This window comes from Streptomyces sp. NBC_01622, assembly GCF_045209635.1.
Classification (GTDB): domain Bacteria; phylum Actinomycetota; class Actinomycetes; order Streptomycetales; family Streptomycetaceae; genus Streptomyces.
In genome coordinates this window covers 2,971,852-2,986,112 of record NZ_CP109293.1, presented here as the reverse complement: position 1 = coordinate 2,986,112, position 14,261 = coordinate 2,971,852, and the positions used below count along the sequence as shown (strand labels likewise).

Sequence of the window (14,261 nt, the reverse complement as noted above, 5' to 3'; positions counted from 1 at the left end):
CATGGACACCCCCGTGCGCAGTCTGATATCGGTCGACGACCTGACGGACAGTGAACTGCGCGCTCTCGTCGGCCGTGGAGTCGCATACAGCACCGGTCAGGCCGAACACCCTGCGCCCCTGGACGGCCAGGTCGCCGGGATCTACTTCCGTATGACCTCCACCCGTACCCGTACCGCGTTCTCCTCGGGCGCCCTGCGCTTGGGCGGACGGCTGATCACCTACGGTCCGGACGATCTCCAGACCAACACGGGCGAGAGCAGCGAGGACACGGGCCGTGTCTTCTCGCGGATGCTCGACGTCCTGGTGGCGAGGACCGGCGGCCCGTCGGCGGAGCTGCGGGCGTGGGCCGCTCAGGACCGGATGTCCGTGGTCAACGCGATGAGTGCCGAAGAGCATCCCACCCAGGCGCTCACCGACCTGACCACCCTGCACAGGCACTTCGGGCGGATCAAGGGCCTGCGGATCCTGTACCTCGGTGAGGGCAACAACACGGCCGCCGCGCTTGCCCTGGCCCTGTCCCGCTACCCGGAGGTCGAGTTCGACCTGCGCACCCCACCGGGATACGGCCTGACCGACGACATCCTCCGCTCCGCCCGGGCCCACGCAGCCCGCAGCGGTGCCCGCCTGACCGAGCGTCACGACATGGACGGCCCGCTAGGAACGTACGACGTCATCTACACCACGCGCTGGCGCACCACGGGAACCAGCAAGGCCGACGACGACTGGCCGCGGATCTTCGCGCCCTTCCAGGTGACGCAGGCGCTGTGGGAGCACAGCCCGTCCGCGGTCTTCATGCACGACCTGCCCGCCCACCGGGGCGAGGAGGTCACGGCGCAGGTGCTCGACGGCCCGGCGAGTATCGCCTTCGACCAGGCGGAGAACAAGATGCACAGCGCCATGGCCGTCCTTGAGTGGTGCAGGCAGGGCGGCCGCCTCGACGCCGGGCCCACTGAATGACCCTGTCCCAGGACACCGCGGCGCAGCAGGATCCTCCCACCGGTCCGCTGCGCCGCAACCGGGACTTCCTGCTCCTGTGGAGCGGGGCGGGCCTGGCCATGCTCGGCTACCGGATGAGCACCGTCGCCTACCCCTTGCTGGCGCTCTGGTACCTGGACTCGACGGTGGGCGCGGGCCTGATCGGCTTTGCCTCCCTGCTGCCCATGCTGCTCGTGCAACTGCCGGCCGGGGTGCTGGTCGACCGGTACGACCGGCGCCGCGTGATGATCGTGTGCGACATCGTCGGGTTCGCTGCGATGACCAGCCTCGTGGGTTCACTTCTCGCGGGCCACCTCTGGCTGGGGCACCTCATGGCGGTGGCCTTCGTCGAGAGCAGCGTGGCGATCGTCTACCGGCTCGCGGAGCGGGCCGCCGTACGCAACGTGGTCCACCCGCAGCACCTGCCCGCCGCACTGTCGCAGAACGAGGCCCGCGCGCAGGCCGCCGGGCTGATCGGCCAGCCCGCCGGAAGCTCTCTGTTCGTTCTCGCACGCTGGACCCCGTTCCTCAGCACGGCCGCCGGACATGTGCTCTCCCTGGTGGGACTCCTGTTGATCAAGAAGGAGTTCCAGGCCGAGCGACGCGTGAGAACCAGCAGGCTGCGCGGCGAACTTCTGGAAGCCGTCACCTGGTTGCGCGGCCAGCCGCTCCTGCGCGCGGCCGTCGTCCTGGTCGCCGGAAGCAATCTGCTGTTCCAGATCTCGGGCCTGGCCATCATCCTGGTGGTCAGGGAGAACGGCGGCTCACCGGCCGCGATCGGAGCCATCGGAGCGGTGTCAGGCTGCGGGGGCGTCCTCGGGTCCCTGTTCGCCTCCCGGCTCCTCAAGCAACTGGCGCCCCGGACCATCCTGGTGGGCGCGTTCTCCGCGTGGGCGGCCGTCACCCCGTGCCTGGCCCTCACCACCGACTGGTACGTGATCGGCGGGCTGATGGCGCTCGTCAGCTTCGTCGGAGCGTCGATGAACGTCTCCGCGGGCGTCTATCAGGTGCAGCTGACCCCGGACGCCCTCCAGGGCCGTGTCACCAGCGTCGCCATGCTGGTGTCCTCCGGATCCAACTCCGTGGGCTCGATCGCCGGCGGCCTGCTGCTGAGTGCCGTCAGTACCGCCTGGACGATCACCGCGGTGGCTGCGGGGATGTTCCTCCTCGCCGTGTCGGCCGCGGTCAGCCCGGCCGTCCGGAACGCCGGCGGCGGCCCCCTGCTGCCCAAGGGGCAGGGTAGTGAGACACCGGCACAGCGAACGGGCGAGGTATCGAGAGAGGGATGACGATGAGAGGGACCGGCATGACCACCTCGCACGACGACGCCCGAGCCGAGTACCTCAGACGCAGACTGGAAGGCAGGAGACACGGCCGCCGGACCGGCATGCCCCGCGCGGACCGCTCGGCCCCGCTGGCGCTCTCCTCGGGGCAACAGCAGATGTGGTTCCTGAACCAGCTGGATCCCGACAGCCCCGAGTACCTCGTACCGATGGCTCTGCGGTTCACGGGGCCGCTCGACAGCGAGGCGCTGCTGCGTGCCTGGACGCAGGTGCTCGACCGGCACGAGATCCTGCGCACCCGCTACGCCCTGGGCGACGACGGCCCCGTCCAGACCGTCCACGGGGACGGGCCGCGCGACCTCCCGAGGGTCGATGTGTCCACGCTGCCGGACGAGTCCCGGGAGGCGGAGGTTCTGCGGATCCTCACCGAGGAGTCCTCGGCGCCGTTGAACCTCGCACGCGACTGGCCGGTACGCGGCAGGCTGATCCGCTGCGCGCCCGACGACCACGTGCTCGTACTGGTCGCGCACCACATCGCCTGCGACGCCTGGTCGACACGGCTGTTCGCCCAGGAGATGGGCGCGTTCTACCGGGCCGCCGTGACCGGTGCCCCGCCCGAGGTCCCGGCCCTGGAGATCCAGTACGCGGACTACGCGGCCTGGGAGCAGGAGTACGTCTCCGGCCCCGTCGGACAGCGCCACCTGGCCTACTGGCGGGCGCGGCTCGGCGGTCTGCCCGTGCTGGACCTGCCCACCGACCGGCAGCGCCCCGCCCGCCGAGACCACTCCGCCGACGCAGTCAGGGCCGGACTGCCGACGGCACTCGCGGACGCGGTGGGGGCGCTGGCCGGAGAGCACGGCACCACGCGCTTCGTCGTCCTGCTCACCGCCTTCCAGGCACTGCTCGCCCGCCACACCGGAAGTACGGATCTGGCCGTGGGCACCGTCGTGTCCGGACGCACCCGGCCCGAACTCCAGGATCTGATCGGGTACGGCATCAACAGCCTTGTCCTGCGCTCCCGTTGGCACGGCGACCCGTCCTTCGACGCGCTGCTGGGGCAGGCCCGGCAGACGGTGCTAGACGCCTTCGATCATCAGGAGGCGCCCTTTCCCGCCCTGACGCGCGAGCTGGCCCCGGAGCGGGACATGTCCCGTACGCCCCTGTACCAGAGCATGTTCATGATGCGCGAAGCGGCGACCGAGGACTACGGGTTCCCGGGCGTGCACATCGAAGTGCTGAATGTGTTCGCGCCCCGCGCCCGCTTCGATCTGGCCCTGACGGTCGAGGAGGGCTCCGACGGCACCCTGACCTCCCGGCTCGAGTACGCGACCGCGCTGTTCGCTCCGGCCACCGCGGAGCGGATCCTCCGCCAGTACCACCGGCTGCTGCGACAGGCGGTCGACGAGCCCGGCACCCTGCTCTCACACCTCGATGTCAGCGACGAGGGCGACAGCGCCGTCGCACTCGCACCCGCCCCGGCAGCTCAGGACGCTCCCCGCTGTCTGCATTCCCTCTTCGAGGAGCAGGCGGCACGGACGCCCGACGCCGTCGCGGTCGTGGCCGCGGGCACCACCTTGACCTACGGTGAACTGGACGCGCGTGCCAACCGCGTGGCGCACCGGCTGCGCGGTCTGGGAGTCGGGCCCGAAAACCTGGTGGGCGTATGCCTCGACCGGGACGCCGGACTCGTACCCGCCCTGCTCGGCGTACTCAAGGCCGGCGCGGCCTACCTGCCGCTGGACCCCTCTCACCCGGGCGAGCGGCTGCGGTTCGCGCTGCGTGACGCCGGCGCTGAGGTGGTGCTCGCCCAGTCGGCCACCGCCGGCCTGCTGACCGGCACCCGCGCCGAAGTCGTCGTGCTCGACGACGACCAGGACCCGGTGGGGGCATCCCCGGCCCATGCCCCCGTGACGGGCTGCGTCCCCGACAATCTCGTCTACACGATCTACACCTCCGGATCCACCGGCCGTCCCAAGGGTGTCGCCCTCACCCACGCCAACGTCCACCGACTGCTGACCAACGCACGCAGGCACCTAGCCTTCGGGGCGGGCGACGTATGGTCGATGACCCACTCCTACGCCTTTGACGTCGCCGTCTTCGAGATGTGGGGCGCCCTCCTGTACGGCGGCAGGCTCGTCGTCGTACCGCACGAAGTCAGCCGTATGCCGCACGAGCTGATCGACCTGCTCGGCGCGGAAGGCGTCACCGTGCTCAGCCAGACCCCGTCGGCGTTCCGCGGCCTGGTGGCCGCCGCCGAGGCGGCGGATCCCCGGCTCGGTCGGCTCGCCCTGCGGACGGTGATCTTCGCGGGCGAGCGGCTCGACATCCCCGGCCTGCGCCCCTGGGCCGACCGGCTCGGCCTGGACGCGCCGGTCTTGGTCAACATGTACGGGATCACCGAGACGACCGTGCACACCACGTTCCACCGGATCACCCGCGCCGACCTCGACCCCCTCGCCGCCAATGCCGTCGGGCTGCCCCTGGACGACCTCACCGTGCACCTCCTCGACGTCCACGGCCGCCCCGTACCGTTCGGCGGACGCGGGGAGATCCATGTCGGTGGTCCCGGTGTTGCCCGTGGTTATCCGGGCCGGCCGGAACTGACCGCCGAGCGGTTCGTGCCCGATCCCTTCGGGCCGCCCGGTGCCCGCCTGTACCGCAGCGGCGACGTCGCCCGCCGGGGACCCGACGGCGGGCTCCAGTTCCTCGGCCGGACCGACGACCAGGTCAAGGTGCGCGGCTACCGGGTCGAACCCGGTGAGATCGCGGCCGTCCTGCGGGAGCATCCGGCCGTCGGCGAGGCGGCCGTGGTCGTCGACGGCACGGCCACCGGCGAGCACCGCCTGATCGGCTATGTGGTGCCCGCGGCAGGCGGGGGCGGCAGGGTCGAGGGGCTGGCGGCCCACTGCGAGGCACAGTTGCCCTCGTACATGGTTCCTGTGGCCTTCGTACCGCTGGCGGCGTTGCCGCTGAACGCCAACGGCAAGCTCGACCGCGGTCAGCTGCCCCTGCCCGACCGCTCCACACTCCTCCCCGAGGCCGTCTACGTGGGGCCGCGGTCGGCGTTGGAAGAGCGGGTGGCGGGTGTGTGGGCGGAGGTGCTGGGTCTGGAGCGGGTGGGGGTGTTCGACGGGTTCTTCGATCTGGGTGGGGACTCGATCCGTGCGGTGGCGTTGGTGGGGGCGTTACGGGCGCGGGGCCTGTCGGTGTCGGTGCGTGACGTGTTCGAGCGGCGGACGGTGGCGGGGCTGTGCGAGGTGATCGCGGACCGGCCGGCGGTGGAGGTGCAGGAGTCGGTCGCGCCATTCGCGCTGTTGGGCTCGCAGGACCGCGAACTGGTGCCGGACGGGATGGTTGACGCCTACCCGATGGCATCGGCGCAGATCGGCATGGTGGTGGACATGCTGACCCGTGACCGGTTCAGCAACTACCACAACGTCGCCACGACCCGGATGCGCGACGACCGGGAGTTCTCCGCGCGAGCGCTGCGCGACGCGGCCGGCGTGGTCGTCGAGCGGCACGAGGTGCTGCGTACCTCCTTCGATCTGCACACCTTCTCCGCCCCGATGCAGCTGGTGCATCCGACCGCGACCGTGCCCGTCGTGGTGCGCGACCGCCGGGGCCTGGACGCGGAGGCGCTGCGCGCCGACTTCGACGCGTTTCACGACGAGGAACGAGCCCGCTTCTTCGACCTGTCCGAACCGCCCATGATGCGGCTGACCGCCCATGTGAGCGATGACGGATGGTGGTTGTCGATCACGGAGTTCCACGCCATCGTGGAAGGGTGGAGCTACCACTCCCTGATGCGTGAACTGATCGACTGCTACCTGCGGATCAGGGACGGCGGGACCCCTGCCCCACGACCGCCCGCCGCGCTCCGCTACGCCGACTCGATCGCCGGTGAACTACAGGCCCTCGCCTCGCCCGAGGACCGTGACCACTGGATGGGGATCGTCGGGACCCACCCCGCATTCAGGCTCCCGGCGGACTGGGGAGACCCGCTGGAACCGGCCCGCACCTACTGGGAGTCGGTGCCCTATGACGACCTGGAGGACGGGCTGCGGGCCCTGGCCGCGTCGGCGAAGGCCTCCCTGAAGAGCGTGCTGGTGGCCGCCTACGGCAAGGTCCTCGGCTCGCTGACCGATCAGCCGCGGTTCACCGCGGGCGTCGTCGTCCACACCAGGCCGGAGGCCCTCGGCGCCGACCACATCTACGGCATGCACCTCAACACCGTGCCGTTCGCCTTCGACCGTGCGGGTGGTACGTGGCGGGAGCTTGTGCGGCAGGTCTTCGACCGGGAGGTGGAGCTGTGGCCGCACCGGCGTTTCCCGATGCCGGAGATCCAGCGCCTGGCGGGCGAGGGACGGCTCGTCAACGTCCTGATCAACCATGTGGACTTCGACCGCCTCGACGACGGAGTAGCCGATCTCGGCACCGCCATGGCGCCCGGCACGACCGAGTTCGATCTCGCCGTCACCACGCTCTCCCGACGCATCAGCCTCAAGAGCCATACACGGGTGTTGAGTCGTGCGAACGCGGTGCGGGTGGCGGGGATGTTCCGGGCGGTGCTGGAGGCGATGGCGGCTGATGGTGAGGGTGATGCGGGAGAGGTGTTCCTGGCGTCGGGGGAGCGGCGGTTGGTGGAGGGTCTGCGGGCTGCGGAGTTGAGCGGGCCCGAGGTGTTCGTGCCGGGATTGCTGGCGGATCGGGTGCGTATGACGCCGGAGGCGGTTGCGGTGTCCTCCGGCGGTGTGGAGTTGTCGTACGGGGAGGTGGACGAGCGGGCGAACCGGCTGGCGCATGTGCTGCGGGATGCGGGTGTGGGGGCCGAGTCGTTGGTGGGTGTGTGCCTGGAGCGGAGTGTCGACCTGGTCGTGGCGTTGTGGGCGGTGTGGAAGGCCGGCGGCGCCTACGTACCCATGGACCCCGACTTCCCCTTACCCCGGCTCCGCTCGGTGGTGACGGACGCCGGAATCCGCGTCGTGCTGACCGGCGGAGCCGACGCCCTGGCCGTGGAGGACGGGCTCGCGCCGGTGACCTGCGTTCGCGTGGACGCGGCAGACGCAGCGGGCGCGCCGGACACGCGGACGAGCACCTCGAAACCGCTGGACGTACGAATCGACCCGGACCAACTGGCCTACGTGATCCACACCTCGGGATCGACGGGACGGCCCAAGGGCGTCCAGGTCACCCACCGCGGCCTCGCCCATCATGTGCGCTGGGCCGCTCACGCCCTGACCGCCCACGGCGAAGGCGGCTCGGCGCTGTTCTCCTCCGTGGCCTTCGACCTCGTCGTACCCAACCTCTGGGCACCGCTCGTCAGCGGCCGGCGTGTGTGGATATGGCCGGAGAACGGAGACCTGGCGGAGCTGGGGGACGACTTGTGCGCAGCCGGCCCCTTCAGCTTCCTCAAACTGACCCCCAGTCACCTGGAGGTGCTGGCAGGTCAGTTGGACAGAGAGCGCGCCAGGGCGCTGGCCGGGACCGTGCTGTCGGCGGGGGAGACCCTGACGGGAGCCGCGGCCGACCGCTGGCTGGCGTGGCTGGGCCCGGGACGGCTCATCAACGAGTACGGACCGACCGAGACAACCGTCGGCGCGACCGTCATGCCGGTGAACATCTCCCCCGCGCCCGATCGGATCCCCATCGGACGTCCACTGCCGGGCGTCACCCTGCACGTCGTCGATCACGGCCTGCGACCGGTGCCGGTCGGTGTGGTGGGGGAGTTGTACGTGGGCGGTGTGGGCGTGGCCCGTGGTTATCTGGGCCGGCCCGAGCTGACCGCCGAGAAGTTCGTGCCCGATCCCTTCGGGGCGTCCGGTACCCGGCTGTACCGTACGGGCGATCTGGCCCGGGTCGGATTCGACGGGACCGTGGAGTTCGTCGGCCGCGTCGACGACCAGGTGAAGATCCGCGGCCACCGGGTCGAGCCCGGCGAGGCCGAGGCCGCCCTCGTAGCTCTGCCGGGGATCGCGGAAGCCTGCGTCGTGGTCTCCACCGCAGGCCGCGCACCCGCCCTCGTCGCTTATGTGGTCCCCGCCAAAGACGCTGCGGACATCACCCCCGACGCCACTGAGCTGCGGACCGCCCTCGAAAGGACCCTGCCCGCCCACCTCGTGCCCGCGGCCTTCGTACGGCTGGCGGCGTTGCCGCTGAACGCCAACGGCAAGCTCGACCGCTCCGCCCTGCCCGCTCCCGACGGCGAACGCCTGAACACCGCTTACGTGGCGCCGCGTTCGGCCCTTGAGGAGCGGGTGGCGGGTGTGTGGGCGGAGGTGCTGGGTCTGGAGCGGGTGGGGGTGTTCGACGGGTTCTTCGATCTGGGTGGGGACTCGATCCGCGCGGTGGCGGTGGTGGGGGCGTTGCGGGCGCAGGGGCTGTCCGTGTCGGTGCGGGACGTGTTCGACCGGCGGACGGTGGCGGGCCTGTGCGAGGTGATGGCGGACCGGCCGACGGTTCAGTCGCAGGAGTCGGTCGCGCCGTTCGCGCTGCTGGGTGCGCGGGACCGTGAACTGGTACCGGACGGCAGTCTGGTGGACGCCTACCCGATGGCCCAGACGCAGATCGGCATGGTCGTCGAGATGCTCACCGACGACTCCCTGCACCCGTACCACAGCGTCTCCTCCTTCCGGATACGTGACGAACACCCTGTCTCCCTGGAAGCCCTGCGCCGCGCGGCGCGGACCGTGGTGGACCGGCACGAGGCGCTGCGCACCTCCTTCGACCTGTACACCTACTCCGTACCGATGCAGCTGGTGCATCCCGCCGCCGAGGTGCCGGTACACCTGCGCGATCTCGGGGACCTGAGCGCCGAGCAGGTCAAGAACTCCCTCGACCACTACCAGGCCCAGGAGCGGGACCGCCCCTTCGACCTGGCCTCGCCGCCGCTGCTGCGCCTGTGCGCGCACCAGGAGGGTGACGGAGCCTGGTGGCTGACCGTCGTCCGCTGCCACGCGATCTCCGAGGGATGGAGCCACTACAACCTGCTGGTCGAACTGCTCGCCTGCTACGAGGACATCAGGGACGGAGCGGCCCTCCAGGGCCCCCCGCCCCCAACGGTGCGTTACGCGGACTTCGTCGCCGGTGAACTGAGGGCTCTCGCCTCGCCCGACGACCGCTCCTACTGGGGCGGGGTGACCGAGCGGTATCCACGGTTCGCACTGCCCGCCCAGTGGGGCGCCGCCGGAGCCCCGCGGGAACGCTTCCGGCTCCGCGTTCCCCTCGACGACCTCGCGGACCGGCTGCGTGCCTTCGCGAGCCGGTCGGGCGTCTCGCTCAAGAGCGTGCTGCTCGCCGCCCATCTGAAGGTGCTCGGCTCGATCACCGAGGAGGAGACCTTCTTCACCGGTCTCGTCTGTGACGCCCGCCCGGAAGCCCTCGGCGCCGACCGTGTTTACGGCATGTACCTCAACACCGTGCCGTTCGCCTTCGACCGTGCGGGTGGTACGTGGCGGGAGCTTGTGCGGCAGGTCTTCGACCGGGAGGTGGAGCTGTGGCCGCACCGGCGTTTCCCGATGCCGGAGATCCAGCGCCTGGCGGGCGACGGCCGACTCGTCGACGTGTCGTTCAACTACCTGGACTTCAGCCGCATCGACACCGGCCGCATCGACGTGGACCCCACGCTCAGCGCCGGGGCGACGGAGTTCGACCTGGCCGTGACCGCACAGGCCGGCCACATCGGACTCAGCACGCATACAGGGGTGTTGAGTCGTGCGAACGCGGTGCGGGTGGCGGGGATGTTCCGGGCGGTGCTGGAGGCGATGGCGGCTGATGGTGAGGGTGATGCGGGAGAGGTGTTCCTGGCGTCGGGGGAGCGGCGGTTGGTGGAGGGTCTGCGGGCTGCGGAGTTGAGCGGGCCCGAGGTGTTCGTGCCGGGATTGCTGGCGGATCGGGTGCGTATGACGCCGGAGGCGGTTGCGGTGTCCTCCGGCGGTGTGGAGTTGTCGTACGGGGAGGTGGACGAGCGGGCGAACCGGCTGGCGCATGTGCTGCGGGATGCGGGTGTGGGGGCCGAGTCGTTGGTGGGTGTGTGCCTGGAGCGGAGTGTCGACCTGGTCGTGGCGTTGTGGGCGGTGTGGAAGGCCGGCGGCGCCTACGTACCCGTCGACCCGGGCAGCCCCCCGGCACGGCTGCGGGACACGCTGACGGACGCGGGAGCCTCAGTGCTCGTCACGTCGGAACAACACGGCACAAGCGTGGGTGCCGACTTCACGGGTCGCGTTCTCGTGCTCGACGGCGAGGACACGGCCCGGATCGCGGGGGCGCCCGGGACGGAACCGAAACCTGTACCTGTACCCGTCGACCCGGACCAACTGGCCTACGTGATCCACACCTCGGGATCGACGGGACGGCCCAAGGGCGTCCAGATCACCCACCGCGGCCTCGCCCACCGGGTCCGCTGGGCCGTCGAAACGATCGGACTCCACGCCGACGACCGTGTGCTGCACAAGACTTCACCGGGCTTCGACGCCGCCGTATGGGAGATATTCGCCCCCCTGGTGAGCGGCGCGACCCTGGCCCTCGCCCCGCCCGGCGCCGAACGCGACCCCGAGACGATGAACCGTGCGCTGGCCGAGGAACGCGTGACCGTGTTCCAGGCGGTCCCGACCGTGCTGCGGGCGCTCGTGGAGTCCCCGGCGTGGGCGGACCACGCGGCCCTGCGGCTCGTCTTCTCCGCCGGCGAGCCGCTCGACGCCGACCTGGCCCGACGCGTCGTGGGCGGACGCGTGGTGGGCGGACGACCACTCGCCCTGTGGAACACGTACGGCCCCACCGAGTGCACCATCGACGCCACCGCGCACCGCTACGACCCCCGGCAGACGACGGGCCCGGTGCCCATCGGCCGTCCGTTGCCCGGTGTCGCCCTGCATGTGGTGGACGTGGGTCTGCGTCCGGTGCCGGTCGGTGTGGTGGGGGAGTTGTATGTGGGCGGTGTGGGTGTGGCCCGTGGTTATCTGGGCCGGCCGGAGCTGACCGCCGGGCGGTTCGTCCCCGATCCCTTCGGGGAATCCGGTGCGCGTCTGTACCGCACGGGTGATCTGGTCCGGGTCGGGTTCGACGGGACCGTGGAGTTCGTCGGCCGCGCCGACGACCAGGTCAAGGTCAACGGCGTCCGCGTGGAACCCGGCGAAGTGGCCGCCGCGCTGCGCCGGCTGCCCGAGGTCGCCGACGCCGCGGTGGTGCTGCGGGACGACGAAGCCGGCCGGCGACTCGTCGCGTACACCGTGCCGGCCGGCCCCGACGCCCCGGACGGGGCCGCTCTGCGCCGCGCCCTCACCGAGTCACTGCCACCGGCCCTGGTGCCGGCTGTCTTCGTGGGCGTCGAGCGCATTCCGCTCACCGCGTCCGGCAAGCTCGACCGCCGAGCCCTGCCCGCCCCACAGGCAGGTCCGGAACACGCCCACGTCGAGCCCCGGACGGCGACCGAACGGGCGCTCGCCGACATCTGGTCCGGGGTCCTCGGCCTCGAACGGGTCGGCGCGCACGACCGGTTCTTCGAGAACGGCGGTGACTCCCTGCGGATCACGCGAGTGATCGCCGCGGCCCACCGGCAGGGCATGCCCCTGACTCTGCGAATGCTCTACGAGCACGATGTCCTCAGCGATCTGGCCGCAGTGATCGACTCCCTCGTGGAAGGGCGAGACACGACCATGGCTTCCGACCCCACCGCTCCCACCGACACGACCACCCTCCCGCCCCCGGTACGCTCACGCCCTGACGCCGCTCCCTCGATACCCGAGGACGCCATGCGTGCCGTCATGGAACGGCACGCCGTACCGGGCGTGGCCCTCGCCCTGCTGCGCGGCGGCGAGGTGACCGCCCTCAGCGGATACGGCGTCACCGCGACGGACCGTCCCACACCCGTCACCGCGAGGACGCCCTTCCAGGTCGCGTCGATCAGTAAACACGTCACCGTGCTCGGCGTCCTGCGGCTGGTGGCCGACAAGGTCCTCAACCTCGACGAGGACGTCAACCACTACCTGTCGTCCTGGCAGGTCCCGGGGAGCAGCGGCCTCACCCTGCGGGAGCTGCTCAGTCACCAGGCAGGCCTGAGCCATGTGCCACCCACCAACTTCCTGCCCGACGCCGCCATGCCGACCGTCCTGGAGGTCCTGCGCGGAACCCCGCCCGCGACCAACCCGCCCGTCCGCGCGGAGCACCGCGCGGGGCAGGTGTTCAAGAAGACCAACATCAATTACTCCGTGCTCCAGCAGCTCCTTGAGGACACCGTCGGCGAACCCTTCGGCACCCTGATGCAACGCCTGGTCCTGGACCCGCTGAAGATGACGGACAGCAGCTTCGACCAGGCCTTCCCGCACAGCTCGCCCGAGCCGGTGGCCATCGGCCACGACGCGTTCGGCGCCCCTGTCGCGGGCCGGTGGCGGGTGCGCAACGAGGTGGCCGCGGGCGGCCTGTGGGCCAGTGCCCGGGATCTCGCGAAGGTGGCTCTCGAAATACGGCGGGCCCACAACGACGACGAAGGCGTGCTGCTGACCCGCCCCCTGGCCCGTCAGATGGTGACGATCTGGCACCCCGGCAGCTATTACGGACTGGGCTCCGTGATCGACGACACCGGCGGCGACCACGAGTTCGGCCACGGCGGCCGGACCGTCGGCTACCGCAACGGGACCTTCACCCAGCTCGGCACTGGTGACGGCCTCGTCATCCTCACCAACGGCGAGTCCGGCAAGCACATCCAGACCTTCGTCGCCGACCGGATCAGGGCTCCGAGGGCCGGTCTGGGCACCGGCAGGGCCGGCGATGGCTGGGCGGACGCCGAGGACCGACCCGTCGAAGGCCCGGGCCGGGCCGAAGTGGTGGCGGACGATGACGAGTGACGCCGTGCGCCACGTGATCGGGCACCGCCCGGACGCGGAGGCGAGCGCCGTTCTGGTCAGACTGACCGGCCCGGACGGCACCAGCACGATCGGCTCGGGAACCGCGGACCCCGACACCGGCGCCCCCCTCCACGCCGGCCAGCACTTTCGCATCGGCGGGGTTACCAAGACCTTCCTCGCCGTGACCCTGCTGAGCCTCGTCGTCGAGGGACGGCTCCACCTCGACGAACCGGTGGTACGCCGACTTCCCGGCCTGCTGCCCGGGTCCGTCACCGTACGCAGCCTGCTGGACCACACCAGCGGCCTCGTGGACGAGAGCGACGTCCGCTACAACGACACCGCCTGGTTCCTGCGTCACCGCTTCGACACCTTCACCCCGGACCAACTGCTCGCCCGCGCCAGGAGCCGCCCACTCGCCTTCCCGACAGGAACCCGGCAGCAGATCACCCGGGCCAACTACGTCGCGATCGGCATGCTCGTCGAACACGTCGAGGGGCGCTCCTACGCGGAGGCCACCCGGGACCGGGTGCTGCGCCCCCTGGGCCTGGACCACACCTGGCTCCCGGGGGCCGACCCCGCGCTGCCCGCCCCCTTCGTCCGCGGCTACGACGAGGGCGTGGACGTGACCCGGCACAGCCCCTCGCTGCACGGGGCGGCCGGCGAGATGGTCTCCACGGTGGCCGACCTCGACCGCTTCCTGCACGCCCTGACCACGGGCGAGCTGCTGCCGCCCGGCATCGCGCGGGAGATGTACCGCGTTCCCGACGTGCCGTACGCGAAGGGCGGTCGCGCGTTCTGCGGAGCGGGGCTGGACAGCGTGACGCTGCCCGGCGATGTGACGGTGTGGGGAATGGCGGGAATCGTGCACGGATATCTCGCCGGCATCGCGTTCGGAGGGGTTCCGGAGAGGCGGCTCGTCTACCTCATCTGCCCGACCCGCCGCGGTGGGTTGAGGGCCCCGCCGATCGTCGAGCGCCTGCTGCACTCCGCCTTCAGCGGTAGGGCGAGTAGTCCCGTTAGCTAAGAAATATAGGTTCGCCGCAGAGGATGGGACGCGGGCGACGAAGGGAGGAACAAGGTGCACAGCGACCAGACGCGGGCGCCGTTCGATACCACCCCGGAAGTGGCCCGTGCCCGCACCGGCTCGCCCACGTACACGGCGGC

Annotated in this window: 4 protein-coding genes; all 4 read left to right on the top strand. The window is 71.0% G+C overall.

The genetic code is table 11. The annotated features are described in order from the left end of the window. The first annotated feature begins 1 nt into the window (after position 1). From OH768_RS13545 to OH768_RS13530, 4 genes are read left to right on the top strand one after another with little or no spacing between them, the layout of a single operon-like run. On the top strand, positions 2-958 hold the full coding sequence (locus tag OH768_RS13545; RefSeq protein WP_406453384.1) for an ornithine carbamoyltransferase: 957 nt from the start codon (positions 2-4) through the stop codon (positions 956-958). Next, on the top strand, positions 955-2,265 hold the full coding sequence (locus OH768_RS13540) for an MFS transporter (protein WP_406453382.1): 1,311 nt from the start codon (positions 955-957) through the stop codon (positions 2,263-2,265). Before OH768_RS13545 ends, OH768_RS13540 begins: the two co-directional genes overlap by 4 nt. A 17-nt stretch (positions 2,266-2,282) precedes the next feature. Next, a complete protein-coding gene (locus tag OH768_RS13535; protein WP_406453380.1) occupies positions 2,283-13,097 on the top strand; it encodes an amino acid adenylation domain-containing protein in 10,815 nt (3,604 codons plus the stop codon). Beyond that, positions 13,087-14,121, top strand: a complete 1,035-nt coding sequence (locus tag OH768_RS13530) for a serine hydrolase domain-containing protein (RefSeq protein WP_406453378.1) — start codon at positions 13,087-13,089, stop codon at positions 14,119-14,121. The genes OH768_RS13535 and OH768_RS13530 overlap by 11 nt, the downstream gene beginning before the upstream one ends. Positions 14,122-14,261: the final 140 nt, after the last annotated feature.